This is a genomic window from Synechocystis sp. PCC 6803 substr. PCC-P (assembly GCF_000284455.1).
In the GTDB taxonomy this organism is placed as follows: domain Bacteria; phylum Cyanobacteriota; class Cyanobacteriia; order Cyanobacteriales; family Microcystaceae; genus Synechocystis.
The window spans coordinates 123,500-140,579 of the sequence record NC_017039.1 but is presented as its reverse complement, the minus strand read 5'-3'; the positions used below and the strand labels follow the sequence as shown (position 1 = coordinate 140,579).

Genomic DNA, 17,080 nt, shown 5'->3' with positions numbered 1-17,080 from the left:
CAATGGGCTAAAAAGTTAATTGGGCAAAAACTCAGTAAATTAGACTATTTTGCCATTAACACCACAGAAGAACGGGGCTGAACCCAATATGTTTCTCCCTCAACCGGAGAGGCGATCGCCGGCTCCTGGAAGTCCAACGGAGTTGGTAAATAGGTATCCACCAGTCGATGCCAAATCAAACCATCGTTTAGAGGGGGCAATTCAAAATTCAGCGGTTCCCAATAGGCATTAAAGATCAGATGGAGAATTTCCTCCGCTCCTGGATGGAATAGGGTGACCGCTAAAGTATGGGAAGTGTAAGACCAATCGGGCTGGGCTAGTTTCACTCCATGCCAAACCACGCAGGAGCCCGGTAAATCCTTAGTTGCTTTAAGATACATTTCCCGCAGAGCTGCTTCGTCCACTGGAGGGAGGGGTTTATAAACGGGTTCTTCCCCGTCCTGGCCATCCCCCTCAGAGCCGTCATTTTCATCGGGAAAGCGGGGTAGAGCAAAATTTAGCACCGGCAATAAACTTTCCTCAAGAAATAGGGATAGGCTTTGGGTCAAAGCAATAATGCCCCGCAAAAAGTGAGTTTCATCGCTGTGGGTTTCTTCCCCACTCCAGTCGAACCAACTTAGTTCGTTATCTTGGCAATAGCCGTTATTATTGCCCTGCTGGGTTCTGCCCACCGGATCTCCCATCAGCAACATCGGCGTACCCTGGGAAAAGAATAAAATAGTTAGAAAGTTTTTAATTTGCCGCAGTCGCAGTTGATTAATTTTGGGGTCATCGGTTTCCCCTTCCACGCCACAGTTCCAACTGAAATTATCATTGGTCCCGTCTCGGTTCTTTTCTCCGTTGGCTTCGTTGTGTTTTTCGTTGTAGGAAACCAGGTCTACCAGGGTAAAACCATCATGGCAGGTGACAAAGTTGATACTGCGGTTAATATCCGTATCTTGGCGATAGTAAATGTCGGGGCTACCTAGTAGGCGGCTAGCCAATGCTGGCACTGCGCCATTATCCCCTTTGACAAAGCGACGCACATCGTCCCGAAAAGGACCGTTCCATTCCGCAAACCAGTCTGCCAACTCCACAAATTTACCGACGCTGTACAGTCCCGCCGCATCCCAAGCTTCGGCGATCAATTTAGTACCGGCTAAAATCGGGTCGGATTCGATCGCCCAGATGATGTTGGCGGTGGCAATTTCACTACCATGGAGGGGCACTCCTTTGGTATCTCGCACCAGTACGGAAGCCAAATCAAAGCGAAAGCCATCCACATGCATTTCCGATACCCAGTAGCGCAGGGAATCAAGGATTAGACCCCCCACCACGGGGTGATTAGCCTTAACGCTATTACCGCAACCGCTGTAGTTGCTGTAGGAACTTTTATCTTCATCGAGGATGTAATAGGTTCTGTTATCAATGCCCCGGAAGGAAAGGGTGGGGCCTTTTTCGTTGCCCTCCGCAGTGTGGTTAAAGACCACATCTAAAATCACTTCTATGCCCGCTTTGTGCAGGGCTTTGACCATGTCCCGAAATTCGTCTACCACTTCCAGGGGATCATCGGCAGCACTGTAGCCTTGGTGGGGCGCAAAAAAGCCGATGGTACTATAACCCCAATAGTTGGTCAGTCCTGGTTGGGCATCTTCAGGGTCAAAATAATGCACCGGTAATAATTCCACCGCTGTAATGCCCAATTCCTTGAGGTAGGGAATTTTTTCAATTAATCCTGCATAGGTGCCCCGTTTGTTTTCGCTTAAGCCCGAATTGGGGTTGCGGGTAAAGCCCCCGACGTGGAGTTCGTAGATAATGCTGGCGGCGTAGGGCGTGCGGGGGGCATGGTCATCCTCCCAGTCGTACACACTGGTGTCCACCACCACGCTGCGTAGGGCCTGGGCGCAGTTATCTCCGAGGGCCATGGCTGCTTTGCGGTCGTAAATATCCTTCCCGACGATCGCCTTGGCGTAGGGGTCGAGCAAAACTTTGTCCGGGTCAAACCGATGGCCCTTTTCCGGTTCGTGGGGCCCATCAACACGGTAAGCATAAACCTGCCCCGCCTTTAAACCCTTCACAAAAACATGCCAGTAGTAGAAGGTGCGGTTCCGTCCTCGATGAAGCTCAATGGTGCGGGCCGGGGCCGGATCATTAGGGCGATCAAACAACAATAGCGTGACCCTTTCCGCATGTTTGGAAAACAAGCAGAAATTAACCCCATCGGCGTAGACCGTTGCCCCTAAGGGAAACGTTTGGCCAAGGTGGACATCGGTGGACAGGTTGGGAACAGATATCAACTGTGGCACAGGCAATTCCAAAAATTGTTCAGATTCTTTCCCTTAAAACTAGCAAACCTTTGGAAAAGGGAAACAAGGGCGATCGCCCTTGTCATCGCCGGATGTTTTTTCCCGTGGTGGAAAGTTAGTTTAGCCCTGGCAAGTAAAAGGAGTGACTAAAACTTTCTGGCGCACCCGGTTTTTAACGATCCCTAACCTAGACCCGGCGGCAACGGTTCCCCACAAATTAAATGGATTTCCTTGATGCGCTCAAACAACCAAGGTACGGACTCTCGATATTCCGGTAACAATGCCAAGGGACTAAGCAAAGCGGCGGCCGTTAGGTCTGCTATGGTCAACTGGTCACCACAAAGATAGGACTGATCTTGCCAAACAGATAGAACCCGGAAAGCCAGGGCCAATCGTTTTTTCGCTAGGGCAACGGTGGTGCCATTGATGTTGTACTGACGGCGGACAATTTGAATGACCATCTGACTGGCAAGGGATGGGTCAATGGCCTTGCCTGCCCCAGCTCGGTAGTCGTAATAAACAAACCGGGTTGCCGTACCAATACTTTCATCCAACCAATCCTCCAGCCACTCCGCCCTCAATCTCTGTTCCGCTTCCAGGGGAAATAAACGGCGATCGGGGGAAAATTCCTCTAAAAAGCGGAAAATCTCGCTGGAATCACTGATACATTCCGGTTGTCCTGGGAGTTCTGGACAAAGTACTGGCACAGTAGTGGCACCGGTCTTGGGTTTAAGTTGCAGGGCATGGACACCGGGAGTTAAATTTTTAACTCGGTAAATAATGCCCTTATAACCCAAGGCCAGCCTAGCTTTGCGGCAATAGTGGGAAGTGCTGAATTGGAGCAACAACATCCTAGGTAGCCAATGTCCGACGCTTCATGGTCATTTCATAGGCTTCGATGATGTCTCCTTCCTTCCAGTCGTTGAACTTGCTACAGCCAATGCCGCACTCATAGCCAGCATTAACTTCCCGCACGTCCTCCTTAATCCGTTTGAGGGAATCGATGTTGCCTTCAAAGAGCACTTGGTCACCCCGGCGCACCCGCAGGTTACGATTCCGGATAATTTTGCCTGACTGCACGTAACAACCGGCAATATTACCCCGACCCACGGGGAAGACAGCCCGCACTTCCGCTGTTCCCAGGGAAGACTCAATTTCTTCGGGATCCAAGAGACCTTCCATGGCTCCTTGGATGTCATCCAAAAGCTTATAGATGATGTCGTATTCCCGAATGTCCACCCCTTCTTGGTCCGCGGCTTGACGGGCTCCACTGGCCAAGGTGGTGTTGAAGCCAATGATGATTGCTCCACTGGCGGCGGCCAAATCCACATCGGTTTCCGTGACTTCCCCTGGGGACGCCAACAGGACTCGGATCTGTACTTCCCCTTGGGGTAATTGTTCCAAGGAGCCTAAAATAGCCCCCAAGGAACCCTGTACGTCTGCCTTGAGGATGATGTTGAGTTCCTTGAGTTCCCCTTCCTGGGCCTGGGCCGAAATACTGCTGAGGGTAACCTTGCGGGAAGACATGGCCTGTTGCAGACGGGTTTGACGGTCTTCCATGGCCCGGGCTTCCGCTTGCAGACGGGCATCTTTTTCGTTGGTAAAGACTTCAAATTCATCCCCAGCGGCGGGCACATCCCCTAGACCAAGGATCTCCACTGCAAAGGAAGGACTGGCTTCCTCGACTTTGTCGCCCCGGTCGTCGATCATGGCTCGGATTTTGCCGTACACAGCCCCCACCACAATAGCATCCCCAACTCGGAGAGTACCGTTTTGGATCAAGAGGGTAGCCACAGGACCCCTGGTGCGGTCTAGGTTAGCCTCAATCACGGTGCCTTTAGCCTGACGGTTGGGATTAGCAACTAGTTCTTCCACTTCCGATACGAGCAGAATCATTTCGAGCAAGCCATCCAGGTTATCTCCGTTGAGGGCACTGACGGGCACCATGATGGTGTCTCCCCCCCATTCTTCAGCCAGAAGGCCAAGTTCGGACAATTCCTGCTTAATGCGGTCGGGATTGGCTTCAGGTTTATCGACTTTGTTGATGGCCACAATGAGGGGAACCCCGGCGGCCTTGGCATGGCTAATGGCCTCTTTGGTTTGGGGCTGGACGCCATCATCGGCGGCTACCACCAGAATGGCAATGTCCGTAACCTTGGCTCCCCGGGCCCGCATGGCGGTAAAGGCTTCATGGCCAGGAGTATCAAGGAAGACAATCTGTTCGGTTTTGTCGTTGTGCTCCACTTCCACGTGGTAGGCACCAATGTGCTGGGTAATACCCCCCGCTTCCCCTTGGGCCACCTTGGTTTTGCGTATGGAGTCCAGCAACGTGGTTTTACCGTGGTCCACGTGACCCATGATGGTAACCACAGGGGGACGACGTACGAGGTTGTCCAGATCCGCTTCGTCGAGCATTTCTGTGGTTTTAGCGGCGGCGGCGACCCTTTCAGGGGTTTCCACGGCCACTTCAAAGGATTCGGCCACCATACGGGCGGTTTCTTCGTCCAAGGTTTGGGTAATTTGCACCGCTACCCCTTTGAGGAAGAGCCGTTTGATGATGTCTGTTTCGGAAATTTTTAATAGATCCGCCAGATCCCGGACAGTCAAGCTCCGGTCCAACATGATCACTTCGGGTTTTTGCACCACTTCCTTCCGATCCCGGCGATCGCCACGACTGCGGGAACTACCACCAGCGCTACTACCCGCTTCGGATTTGAGAGTGGGCTTTTTAACCTTGGCCACAGTGGGGGTGCTGGGTTTCGCCGCCAAGGATTTTGGTTTAGGTGGACGGGCAATGGAAAGACTAACCAGGGTAGGCTTGGGTCCATTATCCCCATCTATATCCAGGTCATCGTCATCGTCGTCCATTTTGGGCCGGCGTTTGCCCTTGTTGGCCGCTTTGGCCTTATTGGCTTTTTCGTCTTCGTCATCTTCCCACTGATCTGGCTTACCCAAACGCGGAGGAGTAGGGCGCTTCAGCTTGGGCTTGGGTTTCTCGGTGGAGAGCAGATCACCGTCATCGGCATCGTTGTCCCCATCGACCCCCTTGCCCCGACTAAGGGGCGGAAATTCCAGCAATTCTGGTAAGTTTTCGTCCTCTTCAGGCCGGGGGGGCTTGGGCCGGCGCAATTCTACCTTGGGCTTAGGTGGTTCCGGAGCGGCGATCGCCACCTTCTCTTCCCTGTCACCGGGGGAGCGGGCTTGACCCCGATTATCCTTCAAACTAACAATTTCCGGACGGTTAACCTTGGGTTTAGCGGGGGCAGGGACAGCGGTTTTGTTGGGACTGGCTGTTCGACCAGGAGGCCCTGCCAAACGGGGGGCTGGAGCCGCTTTCTTTGCAGGAGGAGTAGGGGGAGCTGGCTTACTGGGGGGAGATTGCAAACTGGGCACTGGGGGCGGTGCCAAAGGCTGGGTGGGGGGAGCAACACTTTTGGGCGCTTCCTGGGCAGGCTCTTCCTGTTTCTGAATCTTTGGAGCTGAAGCTTTGGCCACGGGGGGTTGGGGGGGCGTGGGGGCCTTCGGCGCTTGTAGTTTTGGCCGGGGAGGGGGGGTGGGCCGGGCCGGAGATGGACCGCCAGATTTTTCCTGTTTGTGGTGAATTGCTAGAATCTTTTGCTGCTTGGGATCTGACTTATCCTCTTTCGACTCCGGACGGGATGCCACTCTAGGCTTTTTCGGTTGTTGGGGGGTGAATTTTTCAGCTGCCGCTTTGATGCGCTCCGCATCGGATTCACTGATGGTACTGCTATGACTTTTAGCAGCCACGTTGAGCCGTTCGCAGATGTCTAAAATATCTCGATTCTCCAGATTTAATTCTTTTGATAGGTCATAAATTCTGACTTTGGCGTTGTTCATCCACTGTCCCCCTGACTAATGATCCATAAATTTAATAAGTGACAAATTGGTTTATGTGAGTGCAAAGACTAGGTGCACAGACAGAGCACTAGCTTTTTCCAGGGGCATTGTCCCCAAGAAAGCTTTGCGGAGTCGATAAGGTGAAGCCGAAATAGTAAATGGTTTTACTCCTAATGCTAACTAACGATAACTGCCGCTGGGTAAGTTTCGGCAGAGGGCATCCATGGTGATGGATAGGGAAAGGGTTTATGGCAGCGCCTCAGGGAGTGGTGAGAAGACGGGCTTCTAGTTGCTCAAAGAGATGGCTGGGAACTGGGGCTCGGAGGGCCCGCCCCAACAGATTTTTGTGGCGAGCTTTACGCAGACAGTCATGGGTCGGACATAAATAAGCCGATCGCCCCGCACCGTGATCTAATTGTACAGTTCGAGATGGATAGACTCGGACAATTCGCCAAAATTGTCGGCGATCGCCTACTTTGCGACAGCTGAGGCAACGACGGTATCCAGGGGCCATGGTCAACGGTGGGCAAGGAGTGGTCAGGACAAATTAGCACAAAGCTGGCATTATCAACCTTTCCTAGCTTAACTCTTCTTCCTCCCCTAACTCCGGCCCTTGGTCTTGGTCCCATTCCTCTACTTCTTCTTCCACCTCGGCGATCGCCTCTGGGGTTTCCTCTAACTCTTCAGCTTCCTCGGCTTCCAAAGCAGCCATTTCCGCTTCTAATTTAGCTTGGGCCTCCTGTTCTGCTGCTTCCCGTTCTGCCCTGGCCTGGGCTGAAGCCGCCGCCCGCTCCAAAATAGATTGTTCAATGGCTTCCTTATCCCGGGCATAGGTTTCGGGATCTTTGATGTCAATTTTCCAACCGGTTAGGCGGGCCGCCAACCGGACGTTTTGTCCCTCCTTGCCAATCGCCAAACTGAGTTGATCCTCCGCCACAATTACCAGGGCATGGCGCTCCTCCGCATGGATGAGGTAAACCTGGTCCACCCGGGCTGGACTGAGGGCCTGGGCAATATACGTGGCCGGGTCTGGGGACCAACGGATCACATCAATTTTTTCCCCCCGGAGTTCGTTGACCACCGCATGGATACGGGAACCCCGAGCGCCAATGCAGGCTCCCACCGGATCCACATCCCGCTCTAGAGTGTCCACCGCAATTTTTGTTCGGGGCCCCACGGAAGGGGAAGGGGGTTTGGCTTCCCTGGCCACGGCAACAATGCGCACCACCTCTTCTTCAATTTCCGGCACTTCCACACTAAATAAATCCACCACCAACCCCGCCGCTGCCCGGGAAACCACCAATTGGGGACCTCTTTGGGAGCCTTCCCGTACCCGTTTGAGATACACCCGGAAGGTGGAGTTAGCCCGGTAATTATCGTTGGGTAACTGTTCCCGTTTGGGCAATTCTGCTTCTACCTCTGGCTGACCAAAACTACTCTGCACCGCCACAATGATGGACTGCCTTTCAAAGCGCAGGGCCCGGGCATTGAGAACAGTGCCTTCCAGGTCTTGGAATTCTTCTTGGATAATTTTTCGTTGTTGATCCCGCAGTTTTTGCAGTAATACCTGCTTAGTTTGAATGGCGGCCATGCGCCCAAAGTCCTTTTGTTCTGGGGTCACATCCAGCACTACTTCGTCCCCCAGTTGAGCTTCTTCGGCCACTTCCAGCACTTCCTTGAGGGAAATTTGTTGGTCAGAATTTTCCACTTCCTCCACAATCCGTTTGGTGGAAAGTACCCGAAAGCCTTCTTCTTCCGTGTCTAATTCCACCTCAAAGTTGTTGAAATATTCTTCGGGGAATTGGTGTCCCATCAACTGCGATCGCCGAAAACGCTCGTAGCCCTTCAATAAAGCTTCCCGTAGAGCTTCTTCCACCGCCGTGGTGGGTAAATTATTGCGCTTACTAATTTCACTAATCATTGCCGGGAGCCCCGGTAAACTAACAAGAGACATGGAAAATCCTCCAAAATATTTGCGATAAAGCTCTAGCCCTTCCCCAGACCTAGGCTGGCTAGACTCCAGGGTCAATTAATGGGGTAGCCGCACTGTTAACCCCACTGTCAAAGGAATAGCCACGGTTCTCCCCCTAATGCTTAAGTAAACTGCCTCTCCATCTCGCCCTTGTAAACTCCCCTGCCACTGACTTTGGCCCTGGTGGGGATTGTCACTGGTAACCACTACTTCAAACCCTTTAAAGGCAATAAAATCTCGCTCCGTGGCGAGGTATGGGGAAATGCCTGGGCTAGAAACTTCCAACACGTAGGCGCTGGCGATCAAACTGCTTTCCTCCAATTGGGCTTCAAAGCTCCGACTAAAGGCTTCACAGTCATTAAGGCTAGTATCCTGCTGGAGATTACGGATATCAATCCGCAACACCGGTGGACGTTTATTGGTTTGGAATACCGCATCCGTCACTTCCAGCCCCAAATCCTCGGCAATGGGCTGTGCTAATGCAAGAATGTCGGGAATTACGGGATGGGTCATTGAATACAATTGGGCATAAAAAAAGCGGGGGACACCCACTTCTGGAAAAAAGTCCAAGATTGGGGCAGACCGCACCGTTGCGTATCTACTCTGCGTCCAGTTTAGCAAATCTTCGTGGCCATCCGACCTAATCTCCCCACTCCCCCATTAATCACCCTATCTCATTCCCTTTTGCCGGTGACGATATAGGAAACCCGTTGGGCAATATTGGTGGCATGGTCGGCCATTCTCTCTAGGTGGCGAATCACTAGGGCCATAAGCAAAATTGGTTCCACTACGCCCTTAATGTCCCGTTGGAAGGCGAGGGTTTTATACAGGCGATCGTAGGCGTCATCCACCACGTCGTCCATTTTTTTGACAATTTCCCCGGCGTTGGGGTCCAGTTGGGTCAGGCAAACGAGGCTTTGGTCCAACATATGTTGGGCTTGCCAGGCCATGGCGGCAATTTCGTCCATACAGGGATGTGGGGGATAGCGGGTCAACTTCATGGCAATTTCCCCCAAATCCTGGGCATAGTCGCCAATTCTTTCTAAATCCCGCACTAATTGCATAATGGCGCTGAGTAGACGCAGATCTTGGGCTACGGGGGCTTGCAGGGTGAGGAAACTGGCGCATTCCTGCTCGATATGGCGGTAGAGGCGATCAATTTCCTTTTCCAATTCGGCAATTTTTAGGGGGGTTTCTAACCTATTCTCAAACAGGGCCTGGTGGCTCATGCGGAAGGATTCTTCCACTAAGGCACCCATGCGGAGTACGTCTTGCTCTACCCGTTTGAGAGCTTGCTCAAAGTAACTACGTTCGGGATTGTTAATCTGTTGGGATAAACTGGCGGCCATGATACTAGGGGGATGGGGAAAGAAATCGACTGAACAGACTATTTAGGACCACCTACGGGTATGGGAAAAGACCGGAATGCCAAAATCAACCGTTAATTTCAATTTCAATCAGCAGGCCATTGCTCAACTGACCGCTCCATGGAGAATTGGTGTGTTCATTGTAATGTTGGCCGCTGCTTGGTTGCCTTTCTTGGTGCCCCTTTCCCTGGCGATCGCCGATGCCAATTTGCGTTCCATTGTGGTGATGGGGATTTTATTTTTAATTTTCCTGGTCCTGCTAATTTTTTGGAGTCATTGGTGCTACCAAACACCCCTGTCTTTAAAAGCCTATGGAGTCTACGGTCTGGGCTGGAATCGTCGCCAGGGAGTGGAGTTATTGCGAGGGCTGGGGCTTGGTTTTAGTTTTACCTTCGGTCTATTTATCATCCAGGGCTTATTGGGCTGGGCCGTGCTGGCACCCGCTGGCGATCGCCTCTGGACAATTATTATGCAGGGAAGCCTCACTGGGTTGGGAGTAGCCCTAGCAGAAGAACTATTTTTTCGGGGTTGGTTACTAAAGGAGTTGGAACAGGGTTATGGCAACAAAACTTCCTTGGCGAGTAACGCCATTATTTTTGCTGTGCTCCATTTCCTGAAGCCCCTAGGAGAAGTAATCCGCACCCTGCCCCAATTTCCCGCTCTGGTGTTGTTGGGTTTGAGCTTAGGCATTACTAAACGCCGCCATGGCGATCGCCTGGGCCATAGCATTGGTCTCCACGGGGGCATGGTCTGGGCCTATTACATTGTCAATGTGGGGCAATTAGTGACCTATACGGAAAAAATGCCGGCTTGGGTGACGGGCATTGACCGCAATCCTCTTTCCGGAGTGATGGGTATCGCTGGTTTATGCCTCTTACTTTGGCTAGTCAACCAAGGGGAAAAGCCCTGGCTTAAACGACTGGGCTTTTAACGGTGGTAACAAATTGCTTTAGCTTGAGTAAACTAAGGGTCTGGCCTAAATTTAGGGGCAACAGGGAAATACCTTCCAAACGGGATTGGACCCAACCATCGCCCCAGTACCATTCATGGAAACCGTCAATGGTCCCACTGAGTATGAGACGCAAATGGTCATCCCCTACCCGGTCCACCGTTTGGGTTAATGTGGCTAAACCCACACCAGTGTGGAGCGTAACACCGGGGATCAATCGCTCCGGCAAACCTTCTCCCAGGGGGAGGGGGGCTAACCATTGCCGCAGTTGGGGAATTTTGGTTAAGCTGTCCCGAATTACCGGTGCCGTTGCTTCCACTTCAATGCGGAGTTGGCTATGTTGAAAATTTCCCAGCATGGTGAGTAGTGAGTTCAATTAATGCAATGAACAGATAAAACTGTCCCTAGCTTAACGGGAAATTAGTTTGAGGCAAGGGATCAATATTTTCTGGCAACAATATATTCGGCGATCGCCTGGAGGGGCTCGGCGGAGGGGCCAAAGGGTTCCAGGGCGACAATGGCCTGGTCAATCAAACTTTGGGCCTGGGCCCGGGAAGCTTCCAAACCGAGGAGACTGGGATAGGTGGCTTTTTGGGCTTTGACATCTTTACCAGCGGTTTTACCCAACTCTTCCTGGGTGGCGGTGATGTCGAGGATGTCATCCACCACTTGAAAAGCTAAGCCAATATTCTGGGCATAGCGGGCCAGTCTCTGTTGTTGTTCCCCAGTGGCCCCGGCCAAAATTGCGCCTGTGAGCACGGAAGCTTCCAGCAATGCCCCGGTTTTATGGGTATGGATAAAAGTTAGGGTTTCCGGGGTGATGTCAGTGCGCCCCTCCGATTCCAGGTCTAGAACTTGTCCCCCCACTAAACCGGCGGCCCCCACCGTGCGACCCAAACGGGCAATAACTTGGAGTAAAGCTTGGGGATCAGCCTGGGGGGTGTGGGTAACTACATACTCAAACGCATAGGCTAGCAGTCCATCCCCGGCCAAAATGGCAATGTCTTCCCCGTACACTTTGTGGTTAGTGGGTTTACCCCGGCGGAAATCGTCATTATCCATGGAGGGCAAATCATCATGGATGAGGGACATGGTGTGGATCATTTCCAGGGCACAGGCCGTGGGCAAGGCCAGGGCTTCATCACCGCCACACAGTTCGCAGGCCGTAATGCATAAAATCGGTCGCAATCGTTTGCCCCCCGCCAACAGAGAATAACGCATGGCTTCGTAAATCTTTTCCGGCCGGGCGATCGCCAGGGAACTATCCAGGGCTGCCTCGACCACACCTTTTTTAACTTGTAAGTATTGGGCTAAATCAAAGTCGGTTCGTGTTTGTTGGGCAACCATACTGTCACTGGATACTAAATAACGGGGTTGGGCAATGGCCGGGAGCGGCAACTAGAGCCCATTTTACAGGTAGGGGTGATGGAAGAAACCTAGGACAAGGCACGAATGGCTTCCAAAAGTCCCCTCGCTTTATTTAAAGTTTCCTCATACTCTTTTTGGGGATCGGAATCGGCCACAATGCCAGCTCCGGTCTGCACCGACACCCGATGGGCTCCATCTGGCTGTTCCTGCACCACCATGGTCCGAATGGCGATCGCCGTATTTAACTGGCCTTCAAAATCATAGTAGCCATAGACTCCGGAGTAGGGCCCCCGCCGTTCCGGTTCCAGCTCGTTAATAATTTCCATGGCCCTAATTTTCGGTGCACCACTGACGGTGCCAGCGGGAAAACAAGCTTTCAAAAGATCCCAGGCGGTTTTATCCGATGCCAGTTCTCCCACTACGTTACTGACTATGTGCATGACGTGGGAATAACGTTCAATCACCATCAACTCATTCACTTTGACTGAGCCCTGAACGCAAACCCGTCCCAAATCATTGCGACCCAAATCCACCAGCATGACGTGTTCGGCGATTTCTTTGGGATCGTTCAGCAATTCTTCGGCTAACTGTTCATCCTCTGGGTGGGTTTTGCCCCTGGGTCTGGTGCCAGCAATGGGGCGTACCGTGGCCATTAATTTGCCATCCAGTTGGCGATCGGCTTTGACCATCACCTCCGGGCTAGAGCCAATAATTTGCCAATGGCCAAAGTTGTAATAAGCCATGTAGGGGGAAGGATTAATCAGCCTGAGGGAACGGTAGAGCTTGAAGGGATCATCCCGGTAAATAGTGGAAAGTCTTTGGGAAAGCACCACCTGGAAAATGTCCCCCGCTGTGATGTAATCCTTGGCGATCGCCACTTCTTCTAAAAACTTTTCTTGCTCCGTATTACTGCTGTAGTTCAGTTCCTTACCCTCAAGTTGGGTTTTGGTGAGCAGTTCCAGGGCGGTGGCTTCCGGCGGCAGAGGTAATTGTAATTGCAGGACTAATTTCGTCACCCGTTGACAAGCATTGCGATAGGCAGTTTCCAAATCAACATTTTCCCCCCGCAAATCCGCAAAGGCAATCGCCCAAATTTTGCGTTTGACCTGGTCGAAAATGAGGAGATGGTCCACCTGCATCCAAATGCCATCGGGTGGATCTTCCGGCTGGGGTTCATACACAGGAACCCTGGGTTCCATCCAACGAATCAGCTCATAACCCCAAACCCCAAACAGCCCACCAATGCCCGGAGGTAGTTGGGGTAAATTCACCGGACGGATTGATTCCAAACATTGGGACAAAATATCGAGGGGATTACCCCGAAAGGTTTCCGTTTGCCCATTGCGTAAAACTTGGGTAGTTTCGTCGCCCCTGGCTTCTAGCACCCACATGGGGTCGCAACCGAGAAAACTATAGCGACCAATACTCTCTCCCCCTTCCACCGACTCCAGGAGAAAATTGTAGGGTTGGCTAGAGCAAACTTTGTACCAAGCAGAAACTGGCGTTTCTAAATCCGCCACCCATTCCTGATACACCGGAATAAAATTGCCTTGTTGGGCGAGTTCAGTGAAGTGAGAAAACCCAGGGGAAATCATAAAACCTTTGCCAACATTGAAAGAGCGAACTGTCAAAGGTTCAGTAGTGCCTTTAACAAATTCGCCCGTTAGTTAAACTTCTGCCAATTGTGCAAGTTCCGCAAGCAAGTAGAGCCAGGAACTAGACCTCGTAGGGGGCTTTACCGGAGAACTTGATGGTTACAGGTTCTGGGTTTTGGCCAATGCGGCGGGTTTTAGTACCTTGGGCTTCCCGACCTTCGTTAACTTTTTCAGGGAAAACGCCATCGGCGGGGTGGAGGTATTGAACTTCACCACTGGGATAAACACGGTAAATTTTGTAGTCTTGAATTTTGGGTTTAAATTTTGTCCGTAGCTGGGTCCCCAGGGCTAAACACTGTTCTTTGCGGGCTAGATAAAGGAGATTTTCCCCTTCGTTCATGATGGCCGCGCCGCCAGTGGGCATTTCAAAAACTTGTTCAGAGGCGCTGGTCCAGGTGATGGCATACTTTTCTTCCCGGTTGGCTTTGGAGAGAAGTCCACCAGTGCTGCCACCGAATTTAGGCGGTTGTCCAGAGAGTTCTGTCATAGGGATGAAAATGGAATTTCATAAGGTATTTTAGGGAATCCTACCACTGACCTACGGTTACCATCTGGCTTTGTCAAGAACTGTAACATTTCACCAAATTCTGCTCCCCAGGACAATGGGTAGAGCATCTCTGTTAGAACGCCCAGTAGGTTGGTGTAATCGAGATAGAATCATAGGAGTTTTGGCAAGGAGATTATGGGGACTTCTGTGTCCAATCCAACGGCGATTTTGCAGACTATGCAGGGTTTTCTGCGTAAATGGTGGTCTGAGTTCAACCTACAAACCCGGTTGATGGCCGCGGCCACCTTGGTGGTGTCCCTGTTAATGAGTGGGCTAACTTTTTGGGCAGTAAATACGATCCAAGAGGATGCCCAATTGGTGAATACCCGTTTTGGCCGGGATGTGGGTTTGTTGTTGGCGGCCAATGTTGCCCCTATGATTGCGGATAAAAATCTGACGGAGGTGGCCCGGTTTTCCAGTCGCTTTTACGAAAATACTTCTAATATCCGCTACATGATCTATGCGGACCCCTCTGGCAAGATCTTTTTTGGTATTCCCTACTCTGAAGAAACGGTTCAAAACTCCCTCACCCTAGAGCGGCGCATCGAATTACCCCAGATTGATCCCCATAATTTTGACCAGCCTTTTGTACGGCAACACCACACTCCCAATGGCGATGTCACCGATGTGTTTATTCCCCTCCAATACCAGGGCAAGTTCCTCGGAGTTCTGGCGATTGGTATCAACCCCAACCCCGCTGCGGTCAACTCTTCTAACCTAACCAGGGATGTGACCATTGCAGTTTTTATTTCCATTTGGGTGATGGTAATTCTCGGAGCTGTATTCAATGCCCTAACTATTACCCAGCCCATTAAAGAACTGCTGCTAGGAGTAAAGAACATCGCTGCTGGGAACTTCAAGCAGAGAATCACCTTGCCCTTTGGGGGAGAATTGGGGGAATTAATCGTTAACTTCAACGAGATGGCGGAGCGGCTGGAGCGTTATGAAGCCCAAAATATTGAAGAGTTGACTGCGGAGAAGGCGAAGCTAGACACCCTTGTTTCCACGATCGCCGATGGGGCCATGTTAGTGGACACCAATTTGCAACTTTTGTTGGTCAATCCCACTGCCCGTCGCCTATTCGCCTGGGAAAATAAGCCAATTATTGGCGAAAATCTCCTGGAAAATTTGCCACCGGAAATCACGGCCCAACTTACCCAACCCCTGAGGGAATTGGCCGCTGACCAAGGAAGTTTGCTGTTTTCCCCCGGCCATGGGCCTCAGGAAGAGGAGCAGGATAAAACCTACGCCCCGGAAGAATTTCGCATTAGCCTGACCCAACCGTTTCCCCGCACCATTCGTCTGATGTTGACCCAGGTGTTGGATCAGAACAGGGAAAATTTACGGGGCATTGTCATGATGGTGCAGGATATTACTAGGGAAGTGGAATTAAATGAAGCCAAAAGTCAGTTCATTAGCAATGTTTCCCACGAATTACGAACTCCCTTGTTTAATATCAAATCCTTCATTGAAACCTTGAGTGAGTTTGGGGAAGATTTGAGCGAAGTGGAGCGTAAAGAATTCCTAGAAACCGCTAACCACGAAACCGATCGCCTGAGTCGTTTGGTTAACGATGTCCTTGATTTATCCAAGCTAGAGTCTTCCAAAATTTACCAGTTAGATGCAGTTGATTTGTACCAGCTAATTGAACAAAGCTTACGTAGTTACCAACTTAATGCTAAGGACAAACAACTACAGTTAGAAAAAATTTTGGACCCGGATCTCCCCTTCGCTCTGGGTAACTACGACCTACTCCTGCAGGTAATGACCAATTTAATTGGTAATTCGTTTAAATTCACTAAAGCCGGCGGAAAAATCATTGTCCGAGCCTATCCCCTCCACCGTAGTAACCTTAGAGCAGAGGATGGTCCTGGCCTAGTACGGGTGGAAATTTCTGACACTGGCATCGGCATTGACCCAGAGGATCAGGCGGCCATTTTTGAGCGGTTCTATCGGGTGGAAAACCGGGTTCACACTTTGGAGGGTACTGGGTTGGGGCTTTCCATTGTCAAAAATATCATTGCCAAACATCAAAGCCAAATCCATTTAGTCAGTGAGGTGGGGGTGGGTACTACTTTTTGGTTTGATCTGGCCGTGTATCAATCCATGTTGATGGTGGTGGGCTAGGTTTCGCTTTGACAACCCTGATCCCAAAGTATAGTCATTTCAATTAACGATGAGAGAATTTAATGTAAAATTATGGAGTGTACAAAATGAACAGGTTTAAACAATGGCTTACAGTTTAGATTTAAGGCAAAGGGTAGTAGCTTATATAGAAGCTGGAGGAAAAATAACTGAGGCTTCCAAGATATATAAAATAGGAAAAGCCTCGATATACAGATGGTTAAATAGAGTAGATTTAAGCCCAACAAAAGTAGAGCGTCGCCATAGGAAATTAGACTGGGAAGCTCTAAAAAAAGACGTAGAAGAAAATCCCGATGCAAGATTGATAGACAGAGCCAAGAAATTTGGAGTGAGGCCGAGTGCCGTATATTACGCATTAAAGAAAATGAAAATAAACAGAAAAAAAAAGAACTACGTTATCGAGAAAGAAACCGGGAGGAACGAGTTAAGTACTATAGAATGTTAAGAGAACTAATTAAGCTCTATGGTAGTCAAGCTATAGTTTACATAGATGAATCTGGATTCGAAGCAATCCAGGCTTGTATTTATGCCTGGTCAAAAAAAGGAAAAAAAGTTTATGGAGATAGACAAGGAAAAAGGGGAGTCAGAGAAAATCTAGTAGCAGGGAGAAGAAAAGGAAAAAAAGATTTGATTGCGCCGATGGTTTTTACCGGGAGTTTGAATGCAGAAGGCTTTGAAGGATGGTTAAAATTATATTTGCTACCCTCCCTCGACATTCCATCAATATTAATAATGGATAATGCTCCTATTCATCGTAAAACTGCCATTAAAGAATTGGCTAAAGAAGCAGGTCATGAAGTTCTTTTTTTGCCGAAATATTCTCCTGATTTAAATGATATTGAGCATGACTTTAGTGCCTTGAAACGAGCTAGAATGTACGCTCCTATTGACACGTCTCTTGATGAAATTATCCGTTCTTACTGTGGCGTTTAGC

15 protein-coding genes are annotated in these 17,080 nt (G+C 50.5%); 4 read left to right on the top strand and 11 right to left on the bottom strand.

Annotated elements, in window-relative coordinates; genetic code table 11:
• Positions 1–44 precede the first annotated feature (44 nt).
• From glgX to phoU, 7 genes are all read right to left on the bottom strand, one after another.
• Entirely contained in the window at positions 45–2,285 is a 2,241-nt protein-coding gene (glgX, locus tag SYNPCCP_RS00620) for a glycogen debranching protein GlgX (RefSeq protein ID WP_010871328.1), read from the bottom strand.
• 182 nt (positions 2,286–2,467) lie between these two features.
• Positions 2,468–3,136: a glutathione S-transferase family protein gene (locus SYNPCCP_RS00615; RefSeq protein ID WP_010871327.1), complete on the bottom strand. Its 669-nt coding sequence runs from the start codon at positions 3,134–3,136 to the stop codon at positions 2,468–2,470.
• 1 nt (position 3,137) lies between these two features.
• Complete coding sequence (gene infB / locus SYNPCCP_RS00610; protein WP_010871326.1) at positions 3,138–6,143, bottom strand: translation initiation factor IF-2; 3,006 nt, start codon at positions 6,141–6,143, stop codon at positions 3,138–3,140.
• A gap of 259 nt (positions 6,144–6,402) precedes the next feature.
• Positions 6,403–6,657, bottom strand: a complete 255-nt coding sequence (locus tag SYNPCCP_RS16635) for a YlxR family protein (protein ID WP_010871325.1) — start codon at positions 6,655–6,657, stop codon at positions 6,403–6,405.
• A gap of 63 nt (positions 6,658–6,720) precedes the next feature.
• On the bottom strand, positions 6,721–8,097 hold the full coding sequence (gene nusA, locus SYNPCCP_RS00605) for a transcription termination factor NusA (protein WP_010871324.1): 1,377 nt from the start codon (positions 8,095–8,097) through the stop codon (positions 6,721–6,723).
• Between the two features lie 75 nt (positions 8,098–8,172).
• On the bottom strand, positions 8,173–8,628 hold the full coding sequence (gene rimP, locus SYNPCCP_RS00600) for a ribosome maturation factor RimP (protein WP_041425902.1): 456 nt from the start codon (positions 8,626–8,628) through the stop codon (positions 8,173–8,175).
• Positions 8,629–8,789: 161 nt separating this feature from the next.
• The gene (phoU, locus tag SYNPCCP_RS00595) at positions 8,790–9,464 is read right to left on the bottom strand and encodes a phosphate signaling complex protein PhoU (protein WP_010871322.1); all 675 of its coding nucleotides are present in this window, start codon (positions 9,462–9,464) and stop codon (positions 8,790–8,792) included.
• A 76-nt stretch (positions 9,465–9,540) separates the two neighbouring features.
• Here phoU and SYNPCCP_RS00590 point away from each other — a divergent pair, with 76 nt between their 5' ends.
• Positions 9,541–10,413 (top strand): CPBP family intramembrane glutamic endopeptidase, encoded by an 873-nt coding sequence (locus SYNPCCP_RS00590; protein ID WP_010871321.1) that lies wholly within the window; start codon positions 9,541–9,543, stop codon positions 10,411–10,413.
• Here SYNPCCP_RS00590 and SYNPCCP_RS00585 read toward each other — a convergent pair.
• The 4 genes from SYNPCCP_RS00585 to SYNPCCP_RS00570 all read right to left on the bottom strand — a co-directional run bounded on the left by SYNPCCP_RS00585 (position 10,394) and on the right by SYNPCCP_RS00570 (position 13,941).
• Positions 10,394–10,789 carry a hypothetical protein gene (locus tag SYNPCCP_RS00585; protein ID WP_010871320.1) on the bottom strand — a complete coding sequence of 132 codons (396 nt, stop codon included), beginning with the start codon at positions 10,787–10,789 and terminating at the stop codon, positions 10,394–10,396. The two genes, SYNPCCP_RS00590 and SYNPCCP_RS00585, sit on opposite strands and share 20 nt — an antisense overlap.
• A gap of 80 nt (positions 10,790–10,869) precedes the next feature.
• On the bottom strand, positions 10,870–11,778 hold the full coding sequence (gene crtE / locus SYNPCCP_RS00580; protein ID WP_010871319.1) for a geranylgeranyl diphosphate synthase CrtE: 909 nt from the start codon (positions 11,776–11,778) through the stop codon (positions 10,870–10,872).
• An 89-nt stretch (positions 11,779–11,867) separates the two neighbouring features.
• Positions 11,868–13,394: an anthranilate synthase component I gene (trpE, locus tag SYNPCCP_RS00575; RefSeq protein ID WP_010871318.1), complete on the bottom strand. Its 1,527-nt coding sequence runs from the start codon at positions 13,392–13,394 to the stop codon at positions 11,868–11,870.
• Between the two features lie 121 nt (positions 13,395–13,515).
• Positions 13,516–13,941, bottom strand: coding sequence for a photosystem I reaction center subunit II PsaD (locus tag SYNPCCP_RS00570; RefSeq protein ID WP_010871317.1), 426 nt, complete (start codon positions 13,939–13,941; stop codon positions 13,516–13,518).
• A gap of 195 nt (positions 13,942–14,136) precedes the next feature.
• Here SYNPCCP_RS00570 and nblS point away from each other — a divergent pair, with 195 nt between their 5' ends.
• The 3 genes from nblS to SYNPCCP_RS16630 all read left to right on the top strand — a co-directional run bounded on the left by nblS (position 14,137) and on the right by SYNPCCP_RS16630 (position 17,079).
• Complete coding sequence (nblS, locus tag SYNPCCP_RS00565) at positions 14,137–16,128, top strand: two-component system sensor histidine kinase NblS (RefSeq protein WP_014407169.1); 1,992 nt, start codon at positions 14,137–14,139, stop codon at positions 16,126–16,128.
• Positions 16,129–16,231: 103 nt separating this feature from the next.
• The gene (locus SYNPCCP_RS17505) at positions 16,232–16,591 is read left to right on the top strand and encodes an IS630 transposase-related protein (protein WP_010871315.1); all 360 of its coding nucleotides are present in this window, start codon (positions 16,232–16,234) and stop codon (positions 16,589–16,591) included.
• Positions 16,492–17,079 (top strand): transposase, encoded by a 588-nt coding sequence (locus SYNPCCP_RS16630; RefSeq protein WP_308417040.1) that lies wholly within the window; start codon positions 16,492–16,494, stop codon positions 17,077–17,079. The genes SYNPCCP_RS17505 and SYNPCCP_RS16630 overlap by 100 nt, the downstream gene beginning before the upstream one ends.
• The last annotated feature ends 1 nt before the right edge of the window (position 17,080 follow it).